Origin of the sequence: Sphaerisporangium rufum (assembly GCF_016863395.1) — a bacterium.
GTDB classification, from domain to species: domain Bacteria; phylum Actinomycetota; class Actinomycetes; order Streptosporangiales; family Streptosporangiaceae; genus Sphaerisporangium; species Sphaerisporangium rufum.
The window spans coordinates 40,517-64,027 of record NZ_BOOU01000044.1 but is presented as its reverse complement, the minus strand read 5'-3'; the positions used below and the strand labels follow the sequence as shown (position 1 = coordinate 64,027).

Here is a 23,511-nt window from a genome sequence, read left to right as displayed (position 1 = left end):
GGCGGCGCCGCCGGTCAGGCCCCGTGACGGTCTCGCGCCGCGCACGGTGAGCGCGGCGAGGGGAGGGCGGCCCCGTCAGTCCTGGCGCAGGCGGTGGGTGAGCCCGGTATGCCGGCGGCCGGCGCCGCGGGTGCGCACCGCCTGGGCCAGCGCGCGCCGCGAACCCACCAGCACCACCAGTTTCTTGGCCCTGGTCACCGCGGTGTAGAGCAGGTTGCGCTGCAGCATCGTCCAGGCGCTGGTGGCCAGCGGGACGACCACGGCCGGGTACTCGCTGCCCTGGGAGCGGTGGATGGACACCGCGTAGGCGTGGGCCAGCTCGTCCAGCTCGTCGAACGCGTAGTCGACGTCCTCGTCCTCGTCGGTGCGCACGGTGAGCCGGCCGTCCTCGGGCCGCAGGTCGACCACCACGCCGACCGTCCCGTTGAACACTCCGGCGGCGCCCTTGTCGTAGTTGTTGCGCAGCTGGGTGACCTTGTCGCCGATCCGGAAGACGCGGCCGCCGTAGCGCCGCTCGGGCATCCCCTCGCGGGAGGGGGTGAGGGTCTGCTGCAGCTCGGTGTTGAGGTTGCCGGCGCCGGCCGCGCCGCGGTGCATCGGCGCCAGCACCTGAACGTCGCGGCGCGGGTCCATCCCGAAGCGGCGGGGGATGCGCCGGGCCACCACGTCCACGGTGAGCGCGGCGATCTCCTCGGGTTCCTCGCAGGGGAACAGGAAGAAGTCGTCCATGCCCGCAAGCAGCGGGTGGCGGCCGGCGTTGATGCGGTGGGCGTTGACCACCACCCCCGACTGCCCGGCCTGGCGGAAGATCTGGGTGAGCCGTACCCGGGGGATCTGCTCGGCGGCCAGCAGGTCGCGCAGCACCTCCCCCGCCCCCACCGAGGGGAGCTGGTCGACATCCCCGACGAACAGCACGTGCGCGCCGGGCGGCACCGACTTGGCCAGCTTGTTGGCCAGCAGCAGGTCCAGCATGGAGGCCTCGTCGACCACCAGCAGGTCGGCGTCCAGCGGATTGTCGCGGTCGAAGGTGGGATCGCCGCCCGGGCGCAGCTGCAGCAGCCGGTGCACGGTGGTGGCCTCGTGCCCGGTGAGCTCGGCCAGCCGCTTGGCGGCCCGGCCGGTGGGGGCGGCCAGCACCACCTTGGCCTTCTTGGCCCGCGCCAGCTCGACGATCGAGCGCACGGTGAAGCTCTTGCCGCAGCCCGGACCGCCGGTCAGCACCGCCACCTTGCTGGTGAGCGCCAGCCGCACCGCCTGCGACTGCTCGGGCGCCAGGTCGGCGCCGGTGCGGCCGCGCAGCCAGCTCAGCGCCGCCGGCCAGTCGACGCCGGTGAAGGCGGCCAGCCGGTCGTGCCCGCCGGCCAGCAGGCGGCGCAGCGTCCCGGCCAGCGACTGCTCGGCGCGGTGGAAGGGCGGCAGGTAGACCGCCGGAACCTCGCCCTGCTCGGCCGGGACGTCCTCGGCCACCACCCCCTCGGCGGCGGCCAGCTCGGCCAGGCACGCGGTGACCTGCTCGGACTCCACTCCGAGGATCTTCACCGCCTCGGTGACCAGGTTGGGGGCCGGCAGGTAGCAGTGGCCGGCGTCGGCGGCCTGCGACAGGGTGTAGCGCAGGCCGGCCTTGATCCGCTCGGGGCTGTCGTGCGGGATGCCCACCGCCTGGGCGATGGTGTCGGCGGTCTTGAACCCGATGCCCCACACGTCGTCGGCCAGCCGGTAGGGCTCGGTGCGCACCACGGTGATGGAGGTGTCGCCGTACTGCTTGAAGATGCGCACCGCGATCGAGGTGGACACCCCGACCCCCTGCAGGAAGATCATCACCTCTTTGATGATCTTCTGTTCCTCCCAGGCGGCCGCGATCATCTTGGTGCGCTTGGGGCCAAGGCCCGGCACCTCCACCAGCCGGCCGGGTTCCTTCTCGATCACCTCCAGGGTGTCCAGGCCGAAGTGGTCGACGATCCGCTCGGCCATCTTCGGGCCGATGCCCTTGATCAGCCCCGACCCCAGATAGCGCTGGATGCCCTGCACGGTGGCCGGCAGCACCGTGGTGTAGGACCACACCTCGAACTGTCGGCCGTAGCGCGGGTGGGAGGTCCACCGGCCGGTCAGGCGCAGGCTCTCGCCCACCTGCGCGCCCAGCAGCGGCCCGACGGCGGTCACCAGGTCGGCGCCGCCGCGCTCCACCGCCACCCGGGCGATGGTGTACCCGGTCTCCTCGCTGGCGAAGGTGATGCGCTCCAGGACCGCGTTGAGGCTCACACCTGGGGGGCGATCCGATCCGGTCGACACGCGATGCCCCTCTCCCCCAACGCTTTCGCCAAGGTTAGAGCAGCCGGCCTTCTCCCTGAGCGCTTCTCCCCGAGCGATCACCGCTCGATGCCCGGCGCGCTCGGGCCGGGCATATCGGCGGTCCCGCGCGTCACCGGCGCGGGTGTTCACCGGCGTCGTCCAGGACCTCGTCAAGAGCCGGTGTCGTTCGCCCGTCGGGCGAAAGGGGCGACTCGCTGCGTCGTGCTCGGGCCGCCGGTCCCGCACGCCGTGGCGAGATGCGGGGCCAGCGGCCCGCGGTGCCGCCGATGGCCGGGTCCGCGACGGATCCGCGACGGATCCGGCCATCGGCGTCTCACCCTCAGCGATGGATCTGCACCCCACCCGATGTCATGTCGCGCGGGAAGATCGAATCGACGTCCCAGTTGCCGTCGCTCGGGGCGTTGTCGTAGACGGTCGCCCCTGTGGCGCTGTTCAGGACCACCATCCGGATCCGGTCGTTCGGTATGTTCTGGCAGCCGCCGTCACCCGGGCAGGCGTCCCAGCCGTAGGTGATCCAGGTGTATCCGGCCTGCCCGCCGATCGTCCCGCTACCGAGCGCGGCCACCTTGCCGTCGGGTGTGACGACCAGCCAGTCCATGCCGGTGCCTTCGAAGCGGAACGTGGTGCCGTCCACCCACACCTTGTTCTGCCCGCTCGGCCGGGTCGCCGAGGTGTAGGCGCCGGTGAAGTGCAGCCAGCTTTGACCTGTGGCGGCGGGCTGGGAGGTCAGCGACCCGGCCGGAGTGGTGGTCGAGCCGTCGATGTTGGCCGAACCTGCCTCGGGGTCATAGACGACGATCATGACCTTGGCGAAGCCCTGCCCGCCGTCGTCGTCGGTGACCACCAGCTCGATGCTGTACATGCCGGCGTGCTCGTAGCTGCGGGTCGTCCCGCAGTTGCGGCCGGCGGCGGCGAACGGTTCGTCCCAGGCGTCGCCGGCGTCCCAGCCGTACTGGCACTGGTGGGTGTCGTTGGCGGCGTCGGTGATGGGCGCGTCGAAGACGATCGGCTGGCCGACGCGGAAGACCTGCCAGTCCTTCGGCGTGACGAACCGCACCGACGGCGGGCGGTTGAGCACCCGTACCCGGGTCCGGCCGGTGACCGCGGGATGAACACCGTCGTCCACGGTGACCGTGGCGATGAAAGTGCCATTGTCGTCACAGGTGACGGTGGGGGCCGCGATCGTCTCCTTGCTGAACTGGCAATCGGTGCCCGGGTCGGTGTCCGAGCCGGGTTCGGGAGCGATGCTCCACTGCAACGACGATGGGTTCCCGGTCACCGACGCCAGTAACTCGATCGGTTCACCTTCGAAGCCCTGCACCTCGTCCAGCGTTCCCACCGAGGGCGGGCCGCTGACCGGGCCGCCGTCCCGGTCCCTGATCTCGACATAGAACGGATCCTGCTGGTACAGAATCCGGTCGTCATCGTAGAACCGGCGTAACAGGTTACCGGCCGACGAGTTCTGTGTCCCGGGCACGTATTTGACGGAGAAGTCCCATCGCGGACTCGATGCCCCTTGCAAGGTGCTGGCGAATGGATACTCGTCGCACTCCGGTCTTTCCATCCCGGCCGGCGGTGTGATCTTCGCGCACGCCCGCCCCACTTCGGCGCGGTTATCGCTGTAGGTGCTGCCCGTCGTCGTATCCGTGACGATCCGGGTGAGGTATCGGTCGTCGAGCAGGCCCGTATATTTCCCAGGGATGTCCTTGTCGCCGTCCGGCTTCACCGGAACGGTGCTGTTGGGATCATCCTGTGCCTGTCGAATGTGCTCGGCGACCGCGCGCTGGTTGGTGTCGTTGCCGTCCCGGTCGAGTATGGAGTACTGCAGGTGGGGGAGCACGGCGCTGAACACGCACGCCTTCGGCCGGGCGTTGAAGTAGTCGGCCGAGTCGCAGCGGAACCCGAAGTCGCCGAGCTTCTTGCTCTTGCCGTCCCAGAAGACCACATGCTGGTCGAACCAGTGCTGCGACATCTTGTCGGCGAGTGTGGAGAACGCCTCGTCGGAGCTGACGTTCCACCGGAACCAGTCGTCTGTGTTGCCGACCATCGTCAGCAGCTGGGCCATCGTGGCCCGGTGCGCCCCGCCGCCGCTACACCCGGCGGCGCCGAGGGAGCAGTCGACGGTCATCGAGATGATCGTCGCCGGTGTGTAGATTCCGCTGAACGACACGCTGGTGGGGCGGGCGTACAAGGCGACGTTGCGCGTGCCGTCGTCCCGGCCGTATCCGATCATCTGATAGGTCATGATCATGGAACCGGTCCGGGCGCCTCTCGAGTCGTACTGAATGTCAACGGCCACCGCATTGACGCACCATTCGATCCGATTCTTCACCCAGCCGTACTGGGAGCCCGATGCGGACTGGCCATGGCACTCGATCACGAAACTCGAGTCCGGAGTCGCCGGCGGCGTGAAGCGTTCCCGCAGCACGCTGAATTCCGGCGGGTCGAAGTAGGACCTGTTTCCCGACTCGCGCGCCTCCCGCAATGCCTGCCGTGTCGGGTCGGGCAGCCGCGCACGTTCGTTCGCCGCTTCGGCGGCGCGCAGGCCCGCCGCCAGATCCGGTTCACTGAACGCATAGTTCTCCGGCATCACGCCCATGACCCGCCGGCCGCTCGGAGCCGGCCCGGTAGTGGCGGCCTTGGCGGCGATCACCGGGTTCGGCGGTGGAGTCCGTGGCGCGGCCTGCGCCACGCCTGGGATCAGCAGTGTCCCGAACATCGAAATGGCCGCAACGACCGCGGCCCGCGCTCTTTTCCGCACGTTTGTCTCCCCGTATGAGACCACCCGCGAGCGAGGGTGTGAATTGAAGGGCGGGACCATGCCGCCCATGCGTACGTGCGGCGGTGACATGGCACCGCCCGAATCCCCGTTGCACACTAAAGGATCACTTTATAGTGAATATGCCGATATCGGGGACTAGTTCGCGATATGCCCATTTTCGGGTCATCCGATCGAACGCCACCGTGGCCCTTGTCCGGCCGGTCACCGGCCGGGAGCCGTTATCGGTCGACACGTTATGGAAAATATGGGGGTTTTGGGGCTCGCCAAGCAGGTGACGTGCGCCGGCAGCCTGGGGGTCGCCGGCGGCGGCGAAGGTGGTGATCGAGGCGTTAGGGTGGCTGCCGGATCAGGCGGCGGGAGAGGCGAGACAGGTATGGCGGCGGTTGGTTCGGGCACCGGGCGGGCGCTGCTGCGCCGGCTGGCCGTGGAACAGGTCGAGACGCGGATGCCGTCACTGGCGGCGATGGTGCTGCGGGCGGGGCGCCCGGTGTGGTTCGGCGGCCGCGGCCGGGTCGGCGGCGCCGAGCCCGGCACCGACACCCAGTACCGCATCGGATCGATCACCAAGACCCTGATCGGGGTGATGGTGATGCGGCTGCGCGACGAGGGCCTGCTCGATCTCGCCGACCCGCTGGACAAGCACCTCGGCGGCACCCCGGTCGGCGAGGTGACGCTCGGGCAGCTGATGTCGCACACCGCCGGCCTCACCGCCGAGCCACCCGGCCCCTGGTGGGAGCGCACGCCCGGCGCGTCGATGGACGACCTGGCCGCCGCGCTGGACGAAGGCACCGGCCGGTTCCGGCCCGGCCGGCGCTTCCACTACTCCAACCTCGGCTTCGCGCTGCTCGGCGAGCTGGTGGCCCGGCACCGGCGCACCGGCTGGGAGCAGGCGGTACGCGAGGAGATCCTGGCCCCGCTCGGCATGTCCGACACCACCGCCCGGCCGCGCGAGCCGCACGCGCGCGGGTACGCGGTGCATCCGTGGGCCGACGTGCTGCTGGAAGAGCCCGAGCACGACGCCGCCGCGATGGCGCCGGCCGGGCAGCTGTGGTCCACCCCGGCCGACCTGGCGCGCTGGGCGGCGTTCCTGTGCCAGGGCGACGAGCGGGTGCTGGCCGGCGCGACGCTGGCCGAGATGCGCGAGCCGGTCACCGTCGACGACGGCGACGCCTGGTCGGTGGGTTACGGCACCGGGCTGCAGCTGATGCGCCACCACGGCCGGCGGCTGGCCGGGCACGGGGGTTCCATGCCGGGCTTCCTGTCGCTGATATGGGCCGACCCGGCTGACGGGACGGGCGTGGTGCTGCTGGCCAACGCCACCTCCGGGCTGCGCCCGAGCCTGGCCACCGACCTGCTGGACATCCTGGACACCCTGGAGCCGGTCATCCCGCCGGCCTGGACGCCCTCGCCCGCCGACCCCGACCTGCTGGAGCTGACCGGCCCGTGGTACTGGGGGCCGGCCGCCTACCTGCTGCGCCTGCTGCCCGGCCGTGACCTGTCGCTGGGCCCGGTGGGCGGCGCGGGCCGGTCCTCCCGGTTCGTCGCCCGGCCCGACGGCACCTGGCGCGGGCTGTCGGGCTACTACGCCGGGGAGACCCTGCGGGTGGTGAGGCATGCCGACGGCACGCCGAGCCACCTGGACCTGGCCACCTTCGTGTTCACCCGCACCCCCTACGACCCGGCCGCGCCGGTCCCCGGCGGGGTCGCCGAGTCCGGCTGGACGGCCGGCTGACCCGCCCCGCACCCGCCGGGCCGCTCCCCGGCGCCCCGCCCGGCCCGTTCCGGCGGGCCGGCCGGGCACCATAGGCGCCCGGGCCGGCCAGTACCACAAGACCCGGCGGCGCGCCCGGCCGGGCGGATCCGATCGACCAGGCCGGACCGGCCTGACGAGGCTGACAGGGGCTGACGGGCCGGACACCTTCGCGCCGTCCGCGCGGCCGGAGCGGTTCCCGGTACGGCCAGGTTTCGGTAAGGCACGGCCCGGTCGTCCCGGGGCGTCCCCGGTCATACGCCGATCATCGACGCATGCGGCGCACGCCCGGACTCGGTCCCGATTCCCGGCATGCCCGCCGGTTCCCCGTCGACCCGGGGCAGGCGTGAGGGAAAGGCGCGGACATGAGCGGTGAGCGGACGACAACGGTGCGGTGGCCGTGGCACCGCCGCCGGCACGCGGCCGGCTCGGTGGCCGCGCCGGCGGTGGCCGTGGTGACGGCCGCCGTGACGGCCGCGGCGGCGGCCCTGCAGCTGATCGCCCCGCCGGCGGCCCTCGCCCAGGGGAACGTGCTGTTCGCGCAGGGCTTCCACGGCAACGTCCCCGACCCGGCCTACCCCGTCGTGCTGCCCGCCCTGCCGTCCGGGCCCGCGACCACCAACGCCGCCTGCCTGACGGCCACCGGCGGCGCTGGACCGGGCCTGCACAGCTGTGCCGACGCCGCCGACCCGCCCGGCGCGGGCGCGCTGCGGCTCACCGGCACCGGCGACTACCTCACCGGCGGGGTCTTCGCCGCCACCAGCGTGCCGGCCCCCCAAGGCCTGGACGTCCGGTTCAACACCTACCAGTACGGTGGGACCGGGGCCGACGGCATCGCCTTCGTGCTGGCCGCGGTGGACCCCGCCGACCCCCGCCCGCCCGGCACGCTCGGCCAGTCCGGCGGCGGCTTGGGCTACTCGATGGCTCAGGCCGGCCACCCGCCTGCCGGCCCGGTAGACCTACCGGGCTTGTCGCATGCCTACCTGGGCGTCGGCCTGGACGTCTACGGGAGCTTCAGCGCCTCCTGGCCGCAGGGACGCGACTGCGCCGACCCGCCGTTCATCGGCCGGCGCATGCCGGGGCAGGTGGTCGTGCGCGGCCCCGGTGACGGCACCACCGGATACTGCGGGCTGGCGAGTTCGGCGGTCAACCTGGAGTCGCCGCCGCTCAACCTGGAAGGCCCCACCCGGGCCGACTCGCGGGTCCCGGTGCAGGTGCTGATCAACCCCACCGGTACGGCGCACACTTCCGGCACCGGAGCGGTGGTGCCGGCCCGGTCGTTCTCGGTGGTGTTCACCGACCTGGGCGGCGTGCAGTACACGGTGGGCGGCCCGTTGCCCACCGTGCCCGCCGGGCTCTATCCGCCGGGGTGGCTCACCGCCGAGGGCACCCCGCGGCAGCTCGCCTTCGGCTGGGTGGCCAGTACCGGCGCCGCAACCGACGTGCACGAGATCGACGACGTCACCGTCACCGGCTTCACCGACGTACCGGTCCTGGGCGTGGCACAGACCGCCTACGCCCCGGCGACCCTGGCGCCCGGCGCCCCCGTCACCTACCTGGTGCGCCCCTCGGTCGCCGCCGGGGTGAGCGAGACCCGGCCGGTCACCGTGGTGGAGACGCCGCCCGCCGGGGTGGTGCCCATCGCCGCCGCCGGCGAGGGGTGGGAGTGCCGGCCCCCCGCCGCGGGCCGGATCAGCTGTACCAACGCCCAGACCCCGTTCCCCGCCGGGCGGCCGTTGCCGCCGCTCACCGTCAGCGCCACGGTGACCGCCGGCCGCGGCCGGGCCGGCGCGCTGGCGGTGACCCCTGACGACATCCGCACCGGGTCGGTGGTCGTCGCCTACTCCGATGACGCCGTCCCGGCCGTGGCCACCCTCACCCCGCTGGGCGTGCCGCCGGCGCCGCCCTCCGGGCTGTCGGCCACCCCGGCCGCCGGCCCGCCGGCCGGCGGCGGGCAGGTGGTCATCGCCGGCAGCGGGCTGGCCGGGGCCACCGTGGTGCGCGTCGGCACCCCCGAGCAGCAACAGGCCGGCACCGCGGTGGCGCTGCCGCGTTGCCCGGCCGGGCCGGCGGCCGGCTGCTTCACCCAGGACGCCTCCGGCCAGGTGGTCATCGCGGCGATGCCGCCCGGCGCGGCCGGCCCGGTGCAGATCACCGTGGTCACCCTGGGCGCCGCCGGTTCGGCCGCCTACACCTACCAGGCGGTGGCGCCGCCGGGCGCGCCGCGGGCCGTCTCGGCCGTCGCGGCCGAGCGTGCCGCCACCCTGACCTGGGTCGCGCCGGCCGGCCCGGTCACCGGGTACGTGGTGACGCCGTTCCGGCTGGGCGTCATGCAGCGCCCCTGGCATCTTTCCGGGGACCTCACCGGCGTCACGGTGACCGGCCTGGACGCGGGTGTGCCCTACACCTTCACCGTCACCGCGCTGAACGACTCCGGCGCCGGCCCGCGGTCGGCCGCCTCGGCGGCCGTGGTCCCCGGGCCGGTGCCGCAACCGCCCGGCGGCGGGTGCGCGGTACACCGGCCGGGCCGGTGCGCGCGCCGGTGAGCGCACGGCCGCCCGGCGAGCAGGCGGGCGGCAGACGGGCGGTTCAGCGGTCGCCGGCCAGCCGGCCGGCGACGTGGACCACCCGGCCGGCCAGGTGGTCCAGGGCCGCGAACTGCACCTCGGTCAGCGGATCGGAGTTGGAGCCGCCGGTGACATGCGAGACGCCGTAGGGGTTGCCGTCGGCGAACTTGAGCGGATCGGTGTAGCCGGGGGCGACCAGGATGCCACCGAAGTGGTGGACGGTGTTGTACAGCGCCAGCAGGGTGGACTCCTGGCCGCCGTGCGCGGTCATGGTGGCGGTGAAGCCGGCGTAGACCTTGTCGGCGAGCAGGCCCTGCTGCCACTGCGGGCCCAGGGTGTCGAGGTACTGCTTGAGCTGGCTGGCGACGTTGCCGTACCGGGTGGGGGTGCCGAACAGCACCGCGTCGGCCCACACCAGGTCGTCGGGGGTGGCGACCGGGATGTCCTTGGTCTGTTCGGCGTGCCGGCGCCAGTCCTCGTTGGCTTCGATGGCCTCGGCGGGGGCCAGCTCGGCGACCCGGCGCACGCGCACCTGCGCGCCGGCCTTCTCGCCGGTCTGGGCCAGCCGCTCGGCCATCGCGTGCACGGTGCCGGTGGAGGAGTAGTAGATGATGGCCAGCTTGACGTTGCTCATGCGGACGGCTCCCAGCCCCCCGATTGGGGGTTCTGTCGTGATTTATGTCCACCGGCATGTACTCGCTGGGCGAAGGGGTAAACCCCCGGCGCCGCCCGGCCACCGGTGCCGGCAGGCCCGCCCGGAACACGCCCGCCCATCGCCGCCATCCCGGCCGGCCTGCTCGCCGTCCCCGTCACGGGCGCCGCCCGGACCCGCCGGCGTCGCGGGGGGCCTCGTCGCGGGGGGCCTCAGGGTCGCCCGGGGCGCCGTCGTCGTCCAGCCGGGCGAGCACCTGGCCGGCCAGGGTGTGCAGCGCGGCGACCTGGTCTTCGGTGAGCGGGTCGAAGAACAGCCGGCGCACCGTCTCGACGTGGCCGGGGGCGGCGGTGGTGATCGCCTGGCGTCCGGCGTCGGTGAGCAGCACGTGCGCCCCGCGCCGGTCCTCGCCACAGCGCTCGCGGGTCACCAGGCCGCGCTGCCGCATCCGGGCGAGCTGGTGGGACAGCCGGCTCTGCTCCCAATCCAGCGCGCGCTGCAGCTCGTGCGGGCGCGCCCGGCCGCCGGCGGCCTCCGACAGGTGGACCAGCACCTCGTAGTCGGCCAGCGACAGGCCGCAGGCGGCCTGTAGTTGCCGGTTGAGCCGCGCGGCCAGCCGGGAGTGCATCAGCAGGAAGGCACGCCAGGCGCGCTGCTCGTCGGCCGCCAGCCATCGGGGCTCGGTCATGGCGCCATCCTACCTCCATAGATGATGTGTCATGGAGATGGAATAAACGGCCGGCCGCCCGCCTTTCACGCGGTACATGACACATCATGTGAACGAGGAGCGATGATCATGATCCGAACCGCCCCGGCTCCCCGGGTGGACGTCCGCCGCGCCGCCGACCGCTTCGCCACCCGCATCGCCTGGCTGGACAGCAAGCACTCCTTCTCCTTCGGCCACCACCACGACCCGGCCAACACCCACCACGGCCTGCTGCTGGTGAACAATGACGACGTCGTGGCGGCCGGCGACGGGTTCGACACCCACCCGCACCGGGACATGGAGATCGTCACCTGGGTGCTGCGCGGCTCGCTGGTCCACCAGGACTCCACCGGGCACAACGGCGTGATCTACCCGGGCCTGGCCCAGCGGATGAGCGCCGGCACCGGCATCCTGCACTCGGAGAAGAACGACTCCTGGCGGCTGGATGGCGGCGACGCCCACCGCGACCCGGTGCATTTTGTCCAAATGTGGGTGGTTCCGGACGAGAGCGGCGTCACTCCCGGCTACGAGCAGCTGGAGATCGACGGCGAGCTGCTGTCCGGCGGGCTGGTCCCCGTGGCCTCCGGCATGCCGGCCCACGCCGGCGAGGCCGCCATCCGGATCCGCAACCGCTACGCCGCGCTGCACGCCGCCCGGCTGGAGCCCGGCCGCGGCGTGCAGCTGCCCGAAGCGCCCTTCCTGCACCTGTTCGTGGCGCGGGGCGCGGTCGAGCTGGAAGGCGCCGGGCCGCTCGCCACCGGGGACGCGGTGCGCTTCACCGCCACCGGCGGCCAGCGGGTCACCGCCACCGAGCCCGCCGAGATCCTGGTCTGGGAGATGCACGCCACCCTGGCCGCCTGACCGCCTCGCCCGCCTTTCACCCGCCCACCCGCGACCCGGGGATCCGCCATGACCGCCCAGCGCACCGACACCACGCACCCCACCACCGGCACGCCCCGCACCAGGCGCGGCCCTCTCGGCGACACCGCGGCCGCCGGCACCGCCCCGGCCGGCACCGCCGCCGGCGGCCTGGCCGGTCCTGCGGCCCCGGCCCCGCACGCCAAGGCCGCCGACACCGCCGTCCCGGTGCACCCGCTGCTGGCCGGCCGCTGGAGCCCGCGCGGCTTCGACCCGGCGCACGAGCTGGACGACCACGCCCTGCTGGCGCTGCTGGAGGCCGCCCGCTGGGCGCCCTCGGCCGTCAACAGCCAGCCCTGGCGCTTCGCCGTCGCCCGCCGCGGCGAACCGGCCTTCGCCGAGCTGCTCGCCGCGCTGGCCCCGGGCAACCGGTCCTGGGCGCACACCGCCGGCGCGCTGGTGCTGGTCGCCGCGCGCACCACCGACGCCCAGGGCAGGTCGCTGCCCTGGGCGCACTACGACGCCGGTCAGGCGGTCGCCGCCCTCACCCTGCAGGCCGGGCACGACGGGCTGAGCGTGCACCAGATGGGCGGATTCGACGCCGCCGCCACCCGCCGCGTCCTCGGCCTGCCGGACACGCTGGCCCCGCTGGTGATCCTCGCCGTCGGCCGGCACGACCCCCGCGCCGACCTGCCCGCGCCGCTCGCCGAACGCGAGCGCGCCCCCCGCACCCGCCTGCCGCTGGCCGACCTGCTGCTCTCCCTGCCCGCCGGCCACCGCCGGGCCGCCTAGCACCGCCCCGGGCGGGCTCAGCGGGGGGCGGCGCCGATGGCCTCGATGATGCGGGGACGAAGTTCCGCGGCGCCGATGACCGCGTCGACCGAGCCGACCCGCACCGCGCGCCGGATGTCGTGCACGCGGTCGAACTCGGCGGCCACCTCGCCGAGCTTCTCGGCGCGCACCGCCGAGCGCAGCTCGTCCAGCTCGGCGGCCAGCGCGCCGCGGTCGGCGCCGGAGGCGGCCGCGGCGCGGGCCTCCAGCTCCCGCACCCGCGCATCGGCCGCGGTGCGGGCGTCGACGTCGCCGGAGAACACCACCGCGGCGGCCGGCGCGCCGCCGAGGACCGAGGCGAACGAGCCCTCCAGCGCGAGCACGGTCATGTTGGGGTTCAGCGCCTTGGAGAACACCACGAACGCGCCGCCGTGGTAGCGGGAGATGACGCAGAACACGATGGGCCCGCGGAAGTTGACGATCGCCCGGCCGATCTCGGCGCCGTACTCCAGCTGCAGCCGGCGCATCGACTCCGGGGAGCCGTCGAAGCCCGACAGGTTCGCCAGCACCACCAGCGGCCGGTTGCCGCTGGCCGCGTTGATCGCCCGCGCCGCCTTCTTGGACGACCTCGGGAACAGCGTTCCCGCGGTGTAGGTGTCGGGGCCGTCGGTGGGCGGGAAGCCGCGCCGCGGCACCGACCGCGACTCGATGCCGAGCAGGCAGACCGGCATGCCGCCCAGGTGCACGTCCTGCACGACCGCGGTCTCGGCCTCGGCCATGCCCGCCCAGCGTTCCAGCACCGGGTGGTCCTGGTCGGACAGGGCCCGCATCACGGTGCGGATGTCGAACGGCTTCTTGCGGTCGGGGTTGGCCTCGGCGGAGAAGATCTCGCCGACGGTGGTGAAGTCGCTCCCCGGCAGGGCGTGCGGGAAGTCGCGGACGTCGCGGTCGATCGGGTCGGAGGTCGCCGCCCGTCGCGGCGCGCTCTCGCCGGGGGCCACATAGGTGTGGTCGTAGTACGACATCAGCACGTCCCGCGCGGCGGCCAGGTTCGGCGCCCAGTACTGGGCCTGCCCGTTGGGGCCCATCACCCGGTCGTAGCCGCCGATGCCGAAGTTGTCCTCCGCCGACACCCCGCCGGAGAAGTCCAGCGACTGCTTGCCGGTGAGCACCATAGCCGAGTCCGGCGTCATCACCAGGATGCCGCGGGTGTGCATCAGCATCGTGGCCTCGGCGTTCCAGTACGGCTGCGCGCCGACGTTGATGCCGGCCACCACGATGTTGATCTCGCCGCCGGCCTGGGTGAACTCCACGATGCGCTTGAGCGCCGCGGCCACCCAGTCCATGTTCTCGGTGCCCGACTCCATGGAGATCCGGGCACCGGCCGACAGCGCGTACCACTCCAGCGGCACACCCATCCGCTCGGCCAGGTCCAGCGCCGCGATCACCCGGCGGCACTCCGGCTCCGACAGCGCGCCGAGCGATTTGGTGGGATCGCCGAGCAGCACGACCCGGGTCACGCCCTGCGGGTGGCGGCGGGTCGGCGTGCTGACCACGCCCGCGACGATCGCCGCGGTGTTGCGTCCCCGCGGCCGCTCCACCGGGACCAGCGCGTGGCCGGCGTCCAGGTCGTACTCGGTGAACTCACCGAGCAGCCCGGTCAGCTCGTAGGGGTACACGGTGTTGCGGGCGGCGGCGCGCAGCACCTTCTGCCGGTAGTCGTCGACCGGCTCGACCGGCTCGACCGGCGGCTCGCCGACGCTCACCCGGGTGCGGCCGGTGACGTCGAAGGCGACCCGCACCGCGATCTTGGCGAGCTCGCCGGTCCGCGGGTCGCGCTGCCGCGCGATGATGAGGATCTCCTCCAGCCCGGCGCCGGCGGTCGTCGGCAGCACCCGCCGGGCGATCCGCTGCAGCTCGGCGCGGGTGATGTCGCTGGGCGGCCACACGTAGAGCACGATCCGGTTGGTGGTGGAGTGCTGCCGGGACGACCGCTGGGAGCGGGCGCGGCGGATGGAGTCCAGGCAGGCGGCCAGGGTGTCCTCGGCCGTCGGCAGCGCGACCAGCCGGCCCGAGTGCTCGCGCAGCGCGGTCAGGTCGCGCACCTGGGCGAACGCGACGAGGCGGTCGTCGGCCGGGTTGCCCCGGGCCACGCACCGGAACAGGTAGACCTCCTCGTCGGAGGACGGCAGCCGGGTGAGATCGAAGGCGCTCAGCCGTTCCATCTGCATCCGCTGCGCGATGTAGGGGTGCAGGCCGCGGATCAGCCGTTCCTCGGCCATCCCGGTGGCCGAGGGGCGGAAGGTGAAGTGGTGGTGCATCACCGCGCCGCCACCGCCGGCGACGGTGGCCGTCAGCCTGCGGACCTGGGGCGGCAGCGGGTGCGCGGCGATGACCTGCTGCAACTCGGCCGCCATGGTCTCGGGGTCGGCCGGCTGCCGTTCCCAGGCCAGGTAGACGTCGGCGTCGATGGCGTCCTCGCCGCCGGCCAAGGCGGCGAGCCCGCGCAGCGCGCCGCCGAGGGCGGTGAAGTCGACCGCGCAGGAGGCCAGGCACGAGCCCGCCCGCTCGGCGACCACGAACGTGCAGCCCGACGCCTGGCGGGTGCGGACGCCGGTGAGACCCTTGTTGCCGTAGTAGCGCCGGGTCAGCACCTCCAGCATGACGCTGTTGTCCAGGTCGGTGCGGAGCAGCCGGCGGCCGAGCAGCCGCACCAGCGGTTCGGTGCTGCGCACCATGGCGGCGATGCGCTCGTCGCGGTCGGCGGCGCCGGGGTCGGCGTCCAGGTGGCGCAGGTGCCTGCGGACGTCGGCGTAGACGCGGGCGCGGTTGCGGCGCAGCAGCGGCTGGCCGAACCAGGCGAACACCAGACCGCGCGCCAGGTCGGCGATCACCGGGAAGCGGACCTGGGTCGCGGCCACCAGCCGCTCCAGCGCCAGGCCGGTGGGCTCGCGCAGCGTCTGGTCCGGCGGCGGCTCGCGCAGCCACGCCCGCAGCAGCGCGGCGATGATCGCGGCGTCGGCGGCCGCGCGCTGCTGGGCCAGGAAGATCCGGAACACCGCGGCCTCGAGCTCGGCAGAGGGCGTCAGGGTGGTGACGCCGTAGTGGCCGAGAGCCTTGGCGAGCCTGGCCTGGAAGGCCTCCGGCAGCCGGGCGCGTTCGACGTCCAGGCTCTGCAGGTAGGTGTGGAAGTACTCGCGGGCGCTGTGCACGTGGCCCTCGCCGCCGCCGTCCTCGCCGGCCGGGCGGTTGCGGCTCAGCTCGGCCAGGTCGGCGAACACGTCGAGCAGTTCGAGCTCCTCGGCCAGCGGCCGGTGGCCGCCGTCGGCGGCCTCCCGGCGGGCGGCCAGGTAGTCCTCCACGACCCGGCGTTCGTCGTGCGGGTCGACGTCGAAGCCGAGCAGCAGGCCGCGCAGGTCCTCCCGGCCGCGGGTGGCGCGCTGCCGGGCCGGGACGGCGGCGGGTGCGGCGGGCAGGTCCAGCTCGACGGTGGGCACCGCCGCGGCCGGGGCGGCGGCCCCGGCGTCGGTTCCGTCACCGAGCGGCTCCAGGCGCAGCAGCGGCGCGCCGGTCTCCACCTGGCCGCCCACCGACACGGCGCATTCCTTCAACCGCGCCCGGAACGGCGCCCGAAGCACCGTCTCCATCTTCATGCTCTCCAGCACCAGCACCGGCGCGCCGGCCTCCACCTCGGCGCCGACCGGCACCGGCGTGGCGACGACCAGCGCGGGCGCGGGCGAGCGGACGACGCCGCCCTCGTCGCGGCCGACCCGGTGGGTGACGCCGTCCACCTCCACCAGGTGGACCGGCCCGTGGGTGCCGGTGAGCAGGCGGTAGGGGGTGCCGTTGACGACGATCCGGCCGGTGTGGGCGTCGAAGCGCTCGAGTTCGACATCGGCGGTGCGGACCTCGCCGCCGGCCTCCACACCGACGCGGAACCGCTGCGCGCCGATCCGGGCGACGCGCACGCGGTAGGCGGCGCCACGCAGCGTGAGGTCCAGCGGGCGGCCGCTTCGATGCCGCACCTGCGGGCGGCCGCCGTAGGCGGTCGACAGCAACCGCCGGCGTTCGGCGTGCTCCTCCTCCTCGTAGGCCTCGATGGCGGCGGCGGCCAGCGCGACGGCCGAGTGGCGGTGGCCGACCAGGTCGCCCTGGGCGCGGACGCGGTCGATCCAGCCGGTGTCGGCGGTCGCGCCGATCACCTCGGGCCGGTCCAGCAGGTCCAGCACGAAGCTCTTGTTCGTCGCGCCGCCCTCGATGATCACCGTGGTCTGCGCCATCGCGCGGCGCAGCCGGCCGAGCGCCTCGTCGCGGTCGTGCCCGTAGGCGATGATCTTGGCGATCATCGAGTCGAAGTCGGCGGGGATGGTGTCGCCCTCGCTGACGCCGGTGTCCACCCGGATGCCGGGCCCGGCGGGCAGGTCCAGCCGGGCGATGCGGCCCGGGGCGGGGGCGAAGTCGCGGTCGGGGTCTTCGGCGTTGAGGCGGGCCTCGATGGCATGCCCGCGCTCGGGCGGGGGCGCGCCGGTCAGCCGGCCGCCGGAGGCCACCTGAAGCTGCGCCTTGACCAGGTCGAAGCCGGTGGTGGCCTCGGTGATCGGGTGCTCGACCTGCAGCCGGGTGTTGACCTCCAGGAAGGCGAAGAGCTCGTCGCCGGGGTGGTAGAGGAATTCGACGGTCGCCGCGCCGCGGTAGTCCACCGCCAGGGCCAGCCGCTCGGCCGACGCCTTGAGCTCGGCCACCTGCGCCGGGCCGAGCACCGGCGAGGCCGACTCCTCGATGATCTTCTGGTTGCGGCGCTGCACCGAGCAGTCGCGGACGCCGAGCGCCCAGGCGGTGCCCTGGCCGTCGGCGATCACCTGGACCTCGACGTGCCTGGCCCCGGTGACCAGGCGTTCCAGGAAGACCACGCCGCTGCCGAACGCCCGCGCGGCCTCCTGGCTGGTGCGCTCGTAGGCGTCGGCGAGCTCCGCCGCGTCGTTCACCACCCGGATGCCGCGCCCGCCGCCGCCCGCGGTCGCCTTCAGCATCAGCGGGTAGCCGATCTCCGCCGCCGCCGCCAGGGCGTCGTCCAGGGTCTGGACCGCGCCGCGGCTCCACGGCGCGACCGGCACGCCGACCTGTTCGGCGATCAGCTTGGCGCCGATCTTGTCGCCGAGCCTGCGCATGGCCTGCGGGCTCGGCCCGACGAAGGTGACCCCGATCTGCTCGCACAGCTCGGCGAACGCCGGGTCCTCGGCCACGAAACCCCAGCCCACCCAGGCGGCGTCGGCACGGGTGTGCACCAGCGCACGTTCCAGCGCCTTGAGGTCCAGGTAGGGACGCGCGGCGGCCGGGCCCAGGTCGTAGGCGAGGTCGGCCTGGCGCACGAAGGTGGCAGCACGGTCGACGTCGGTGTGCAGTGCGACGGTCTCGATCCGCGTCCCGGCTTCGGCGGCCAGTTCCCGGACGGCGTGGATGAGCCGCATCGCGGCCTCCCCGCGGTTGACGATGGCGACACGACTGAACACCCGACCAAGCCCCTTTCCGATGGACCGACCTCTGCGCGCGCGGGACATGGTCGCCCCCACGGCATTGTCCACCCTTTCGCCTCTAAGACCGCGACGCCATGTCGGCGCCAGCGCACGCTTGGTGGCTTCAGTTGTGGAAACCGGCCAAGCCGCCGCCGAGCCGCCACCGAGCCGCCCTGCCGGCGCCGGCACGCTCCGGCCGGGTGTACCGTGTAGTTGGGCAGTCGACCAAGGCGGTCGCCCAACTCGGTTGCCCGGCAGACATCCCGACCGGTCAGGAGAGCGGATGGCGACGACGGCGGAGCGGGGAAGACAGGTGCGCCAGCGGCTGCTGCGTGCCGCCGCCGAGCTCATCGCCGAGCGGGGCTGGACGGCGGTCAGCACCCGGATGGCCGCCGAGCGGGCCGGGGTCGCCGCCGGGCTGGTGCACTACCACTTCGGCTCAGTGCAGGCCCTGCTCGGCGAGGCCGCGCTCGGCGTGATCCGCGCGGTGGCCGCCGACGCCGGGCCGGCGCTGCGCCGGGCCCGCGGCCCCGGCGAGCTGGTCGATCTGCTGCTGGCCGCCCTGGACGGCTTCAGCGGTACCGACCCGGTCTCCCTGCTGTTCACCGAGACCTACCTGGCCGCCACCCGCGACCCCGTCCTGCGCGCGGCCCTGGCCGAGGTCACCGGCGCCGCCCGCGCCGAGATCGCCGCCCGGCTCGCCGAGTTCGGGGTGGCCGCGCCGCACCGGGCGGCCGCGACGCTGACCGCCGCCGTCGACGGCGTGATGCTGCACCGGGCACTGGACCCGGACCTGACCGCCGCGAACGTCGCGCCCGTGCTGCGCGCGATGCTCCAGGGTGCCGGCAGGACCGGCTCGGCGCCGCAGACCGATTCGAGAGCAGGTGGACGAGGATGAAGGCACTGATCTGCGGGGCGGGCATCGCCGGGCTCGCCCTGGCCGAGCGGCTGGACGCCATCGGCTGGCAGGTGACCGTCGCCGAGCGGGCGCCGGGCCCCCGCCCCCAGGGCTACATGATCGACTTTTTCGGCCCCGGATACGACGCCGCGCGCGCCACCGGCCTGCTCCCGCGGCTGCACGAGCTCGGCTACCAGGTACAGGAGCTGGCCTACCGCGACGCGGCGGGACGGCGGCGGGCCGGGCTGGACTTCGGGCGGTTCGCCGGCGCGCTGGGCGGCCGGCTGGTCAGCATCATGCGGCCCGACCTGGAGCTGGCCCTGCGCGAACGCCTGCCGGACACGGTCGAGCTGCGCTTCGGCGCGGCGGTGACCGCGCTCGAGCAGCACGCCGGCGGCGTGCGCGCCACCCTGAAGGGCGGCGAGCAGGTCGAGGCCGACCTGCTGGTGGGCGCGGACGGGATCCACTCGGCCGTCCGCGCCCTGGTCTTCGGCGATGAGCGGCGCCATCTGCGATATCTCGGTTTCCACACCGCCGCCTTCGTGTTCGACGACGCCGCCGTGCATGCCGAGGTCGCCGGCACCTTTTCGCTGACCGACACCGCCGGCCGTCAGATGGGCTTCTACGGCCTGCGCGATGGGCGGGTCGCGGCGTTCGCCGTGCACCGCGCCGCCGACCCGGCGCTGCCCGCCGACCCGCGCGCGGCGCTGCTCGCCGCCTACGCCGGGCTCGGCTGGGTCGTCCCCCGCGCGCTGGCGGCCTGCCCGCCGGGCGAGCGGCTGTACTACGACCAGGTGGCCCAGGTCGAGCCGCCGGCCTGGAGCAGCGGGCGGGTCACCCTGGCCGGGGACGCCTGCGGGGCGGTGTCGCTGCTGGCCGGCCAGGGCGCCTCGCTCGCCGTCGCCGGCGCCTACGTGCTGGCCGACCGACTGGCCCGCGGCGGCCCGGTCGAGGCGGCGCTGGCCGACTACGAACGGCTGTGGCGTCCGGTGGTGGCGGACAAGCAGCGCGCGGCCCGCTCGGGGGTGAACTGGTTCCTGCCCGACACCCCGCTGCGGCTCGGGGTGCGCCGCGCGGCGCTGCGGCTGTCGGCCCTGCCGGGCGTGGACCGCCTGGTCGCCGGCGCCCTGACCGGCAAGTCCACCGCCCTGGTCACCGAACTCGCCGCCGCCGGCGATCGCCGCGGCGCCACGGGGCCCGGCCTGACCTCACGATAGGGACGATGATCGCGTGCGGCGGCCTCGGGTAGGCCTTGGGCGAGCCGGCCGGCACCGGGCGAGGCAAGGACCGTCGAGCCCCCGTCCCTGGGCCGGCTCGCGGCGGCTGGACCGGGGCGGCGGTGCGGGGCGGTCCGCCCGCAAGGTACCCGGGTCGGTCACTTGTGGTCGTTCTCGGCCAGCGGCACCACGTACGCCCGGCGCTCGCGGATCAGGCCGTCGCGCATCACGAACACCTCTGCCATCGCGGCGCGCATCACGGTGCCGTCCTTCTGGAGCGCGCGCAGGGTCATCTCCGCCATGACGACGTCGTTCTCCTCGACGATCCGGGTGATCGTGACCTCCGGGGGAACGCCGACCGGGTCGGGGCCTTCGATGTTGGCGTCGTAGGCCTCCTTGCCGGTGATCCGGAAGTGGCCGAACACGGTCCACTCGATGTCGTCGGTCAGGCACGCCAGGATCTGCTCGTGGTCGGACCGGTTGAACCCCTCGATGTACCGCTCGACGGTCCGCTTGTTGACGGAGCCCGCAGTGGACATGGTGCCTCCCTGGTTCGGTGTCGATCGTCCACTGGTCGTCGCCGATGGAGGGTTCTCGACATGCCGAGGAAGGAAAAGGCGATCGCCGGCGATGCGCCCGGACGCCGGCCGGCCAAGGCGGGGAGCACGCACCGCGGTACGGGCCCGGGCCCCGGCTGCCGGAGGTCGTGTCCGCGCGCGGGTGGCTTCGATATCACGCACCGGGCTGCCGGCGGCGGTGACGGCCGGGCCGGCGCGTCACGGGCCGGGCGAGGCGGCGCGGTGGCGGGGGCGGCCCTGGCAGCGGGGGTCGTCGTAGAGGCCGCGGCTGTCGGGGGCCAGCCAGGAGACCATGCTCTGCTCGACGTACCAGCCGAGCAGGTCGACCCGGCTGCGCGGCACCTCCCCCGGCTCCGGGCACAGGATCTTGGAGATCAGCGCGGTGTTGGGGATGAAGCGGACGGTGCCCTCCCGGTCCAGCATCGTCGACATCCGGTCGTCCACCGCGATCTCGTTGCCCACCACCACCTCGACCTCGCCGGACCGCGCCGGTGCCGGTGCCGCGCCGGCCGGGGCCGTGCCGTCCCGGTCCACCGCGACCTCGACGGCCACCAGCGGCAGGACCGGCACCCGCAGGAACACCGCGCCCACCATGATCGGCAGCAGGACGGCCACCGCCATCGCGATGCCGTGGGTGAACAGCCACGCCTGCGCGCGGGGGATCGGCCCGGTCAGCAGCAGGGCCAGACCCGGCGGCACGGCCAGCAGCGCCAGGGTGACCGGCTCTCCTTCGCGGACCGCGTCCACGATGGCCGGCGCCAGCGCCACGTAGGCGATGGCGCCCACCACCGCCGGGACCACGACGCAGGCCATCCGCACCGCGACGACCTGGTCGGGGAACCGGTCGCGCACCGAAAGCCCGGCGACCGCCAGCACCATCATCAGCAGGGCGGGCAGGAACCGCAGTTGCCAGCCCAGCAGCCCCGCGAACGCGGCCGCGACCACCACCCAGTCCGGCACCCGGTCGGCCAGCCCCACCAGCCATGACTTGGTGCCGGCGCTGACCTGGTACAGCCCGCCGAGCGCCCGGACGGTCAGCACGACGGCGGGGACGATCCAGACCGCGATGATGAGGATGGAACTGAGCATGCCGAGCGGGCTGACGTACTGCACCAGCAGCAGCAGGGTCTGGGTGTCCTGCCGGCCGGCGTACCAAAGGCGCAGCACCAGCAGCACCAGCGGGAACGCCGGCAGCATCCCGAGCAGCCACTGCTGGTTGTCCGGCGCGGCCCGGTCGCGACGCGGGCGCAGGGCCGGTGGCCGGCGAGGCGTCATCGGCGCGGGACGCCCCGCTCCCAGGGCCACCGGCGCACCTGCGGCTCGGCCACCCGGGGCTGCTCGCCGACGGCGACCTGCTGCCGCTCGTTGGCCTTCTGCGCGGGGGCGAGGTACCGGGCGAAGGCCTCCTCCCACCGCCGGTCGCCGGGGTCGGCGTAGGACCGGTACAGCGACAGGTCGACCAGGGTGCGCAGCGCCTTGTTGGTGCCGGTGTTGACGGCCCACTTCTCCGGGAGCGTCAGGCCGATGTCGTGGGCGCGCAGCTCGCCGGGCGCGGCGGCCACGAACCCGGCGAGGATGGTGGCGTCGGTGGACACCGCGTCGTAATGCCCCTCCTTCAGCCCCTTGATGCAGTCGCTGATCTGGTTCTTGCCGGTGACCAGCGCCCCCGCCCGGCCCACCGCGGTCTCGGAGGTGGAGGTGCCGAGGGTGCACACCTTCCTGCCGCGCAGATCTCCCAGGGCGGTGACGGGGTCGTGGCGGCGACGGGTCACCACCGTCTGCTCGTTCTCAAGGTAGGGGGCCGAGAAGGTGACCCCCGGGTTCTCCAGGCGTTCCTTGGTGATGCTGAAGGTGGCCACCACCAGGTCGACCGTGACGAACCGCCCGTCGAACTCGCGGGCCTGCATGCGCTCGCGGTCCTCGGTCTCGATGGACAGGAACCGCACCTGGCCGGGGGTGAAGCCCAGGTCAGAGGCGATCATGTAGGCGATCTCGACGTCGAACCCGGTGAACCGGCCGGTCGTCGGGTCGCGCAGGCTCACCCCGGGGGTGTCATCCTTGACGCCGACGAGCAGTTCCTTCTTGCCCACCAGGCCGGCCTCCTCGCGCAGGTCGGCCTCGGTCGGCGGCCCGCTCACCCACACCGTCCACGTCGCGACGACGACGGCCAGCACCACGGCGGTGACCAGGCCCAACAGCCGCAACCCCTGGAGCCGGTCGGCCGCCGGTGTGGCGGGCGCCCGGTCCGGTGCCGGTACGCGTGCCGCCGATCCCGGCTCCGAAGTGACCGGCTCCGAAGTGACCGGTTCGGTGTCGACCGGTTCGGTGTCGACCGGTTCCGAAATGGCCGGCCCGACGCCCTGTTCCGGGTCCTGCTCCTTGTTCGCGTTCTTCCCCGCACCCGGCCAGATACGGCGGCGCCTGCCCTCCGGCTCCGGCCGGTCGCTCACCCGCGCCTCCCGCCGGCCGCCCGGGGCGCGCCCACCCGGCGGGGCAAGTTCCTCACCCGTAAGCGCCTGCCGGCCCGCCCGCCCATCGTCCTGCCCTCAGTCATCGTCCCCCCTGCGACCGGGAAGGTCTGGGGGAAGGCTAGCGGCGCGGACGCGCACCGCGACAGCCTTGCCGCCATATATCCCGGATATGGCCGCGGGCCGGCGGGCTGGTCGCCCTGCTGCCCGAGGACGCGGTGCTGGAGATGCCGCCCGTCCCGCTGTGGTACCGCGGCCAAGAGCTCTACGGCCGGTTCATCGCCCGGGTCAGGGGGATGCGCGGTACCGGGTGGCGGATGGTGCCCGTGCCGGCCAACACCCGGCCGGCGCTGGCCGCGTACCGCCCAGCGCCGGGCGGCGGGCACGTGCTGCACACCCTGCAGGTGCTCACCGTCACCCGCGGGGAGTGCCCCGCACCGT

General features: G+C 73.9%; 14 protein-coding genes. 6 read left to right on the top strand and 8 right to left on the bottom strand.

The features are described from left to right. Window positions 1-75: 75 nt before the first annotated feature. Entirely contained in the window at window positions 76-2,259 is a 2,184-nt protein-coding gene (recD2, locus tag Sru01_RS14805) for an SF1B family DNA helicase RecD2 (protein WP_239137429.1), read from the bottom strand. Window positions 2,260-2,629: 370 nt separating this feature from the next. Next, window positions 2,630-5,002 (bottom strand): NucA/NucB deoxyribonuclease domain-containing protein, encoded by a 2,373-nt coding sequence (locus tag Sru01_RS14800; RefSeq protein ID WP_203985057.1) that lies wholly within the window; start codon window positions 5,000-5,002, stop codon window positions 2,630-2,632. 463 nt (window positions 5,003-5,465) lie between these two features. Between Sru01_RS14800 and Sru01_RS14795 the strand changes: the two genes are divergently transcribed. Further along, on the top strand, window positions 5,466-6,824 hold the full coding sequence (locus Sru01_RS14795) for a serine hydrolase domain-containing protein (RefSeq protein WP_203985055.1): 1,359 nt from the start codon (window positions 5,466-5,468) through the stop codon (window positions 6,822-6,824). A 383-nt stretch (window positions 6,825-7,207) separates the two neighbouring features. Continuing rightward, a complete protein-coding gene (locus Sru01_RS14790; RefSeq protein ID WP_203985053.1) occupies window positions 7,208-9,388 on the top strand; it encodes a fibronectin type III domain-containing protein in 2,181 nt (726 codons plus the stop codon). A 43-nt stretch (window positions 9,389-9,431) separates the two neighbouring features. On the opposite strand, the gene wrbA is transcribed toward Sru01_RS14790, so the two are convergent. Beyond that, window positions 9,432-10,043, bottom strand: a complete 612-nt coding sequence (gene wrbA, locus Sru01_RS14785) for an NAD(P)H:quinone oxidoreductase (RefSeq protein ID WP_203985051.1) — start codon at window positions 10,041-10,043, stop codon at window positions 9,432-9,434. A gap of 175 nt (window positions 10,044-10,218) precedes the next feature. Next, window positions 10,219-10,749 (bottom strand): MarR family winged helix-turn-helix transcriptional regulator, encoded by a 531-nt coding sequence (locus Sru01_RS14780; protein ID WP_203985050.1) that lies wholly within the window; start codon window positions 10,747-10,749, stop codon window positions 10,219-10,221. Between the two features lie 108 nt (window positions 10,750-10,857). Between Sru01_RS14780 and Sru01_RS14775 the strand changes: the two genes are divergently transcribed. Then, window positions 10,858-11,628, top strand: a complete 771-nt coding sequence (locus Sru01_RS14775) for a pirin family protein (RefSeq protein WP_203985049.1) — start codon at window positions 10,858-10,860, stop codon at window positions 11,626-11,628. A 48-nt stretch (window positions 11,629-11,676) separates the two neighbouring features. Continuing rightward, window positions 11,677-12,417, top strand: coding sequence for a nitroreductase family protein (locus tag Sru01_RS14770; RefSeq protein WP_203985048.1), 741 nt, complete (start codon window positions 11,677-11,679; stop codon window positions 12,415-12,417). Between the two features lie 17 nt (window positions 12,418-12,434). Here Sru01_RS14770 and Sru01_RS14765 read toward each other — a convergent pair whose 3' ends face one another. Next, window positions 12,435-17,906, bottom strand: a complete 5,472-nt coding sequence (locus tag Sru01_RS14765) for an ATP-binding protein (RefSeq protein ID WP_203985047.1) — start codon at window positions 17,904-17,906, stop codon at window positions 12,435-12,437. Between the two features lie 286 nt (window positions 17,907-18,192). Here Sru01_RS14765 and Sru01_RS14760 point away from each other — a divergent pair, with 286 nt between their 5' ends. Beyond that, window positions 18,193-18,807 carry a TetR/AcrR family transcriptional regulator gene (locus Sru01_RS14760; RefSeq protein ID WP_203985046.1) on the top strand — a complete coding sequence of 205 codons (615 nt, stop codon included), beginning with the start codon at window positions 18,193-18,195 and terminating at the stop codon, window positions 18,805-18,807. Continuing rightward, window positions 18,804-20,024, top strand: a complete 1,221-nt coding sequence (locus Sru01_RS14755) for an FAD-dependent monooxygenase (RefSeq protein WP_203985045.1) — start codon at window positions 18,804-18,806, stop codon at window positions 20,022-20,024. The genes Sru01_RS14760 and Sru01_RS14755 overlap by 4 nt, the downstream gene beginning before the upstream one ends. Before the next feature lie 158 nt (window positions 20,025-20,182). On the opposite strand, the gene Sru01_RS14750 is transcribed toward Sru01_RS14755, so the two are convergent. From Sru01_RS14750 to Sru01_RS14740, 3 genes are all read right to left on the bottom strand, one after another. Beyond that, window positions 20,183-20,563 carry a nuclear transport factor 2 family protein gene (locus Sru01_RS14750; RefSeq protein WP_203985043.1) on the bottom strand — a complete coding sequence of 127 codons (381 nt, stop codon included), beginning with the start codon at window positions 20,561-20,563 and terminating at the stop codon, window positions 20,183-20,185. A gap of 237 nt (window positions 20,564-20,800) precedes the next feature. Then, the gene (locus tag Sru01_RS14745) at window positions 20,801-21,907 is read right to left on the bottom strand and encodes a hypothetical protein (protein ID WP_203985042.1); all 1,107 of its coding nucleotides are present in this window, start codon (window positions 21,905-21,907) and stop codon (window positions 20,801-20,803) included. Further along, on the bottom strand, window positions 21,874-23,052 hold the full coding sequence (locus Sru01_RS14740) for a transporter substrate-binding domain-containing protein (RefSeq protein ID WP_203985041.1): 1,179 nt from the start codon (window positions 23,050-23,052) through the stop codon (window positions 21,874-21,876). Before Sru01_RS14740 ends, Sru01_RS14745 begins: the two co-directional genes overlap by 34 nt. Between the last annotated feature and the right edge of the window lie 459 nt (window positions 23,053-23,511).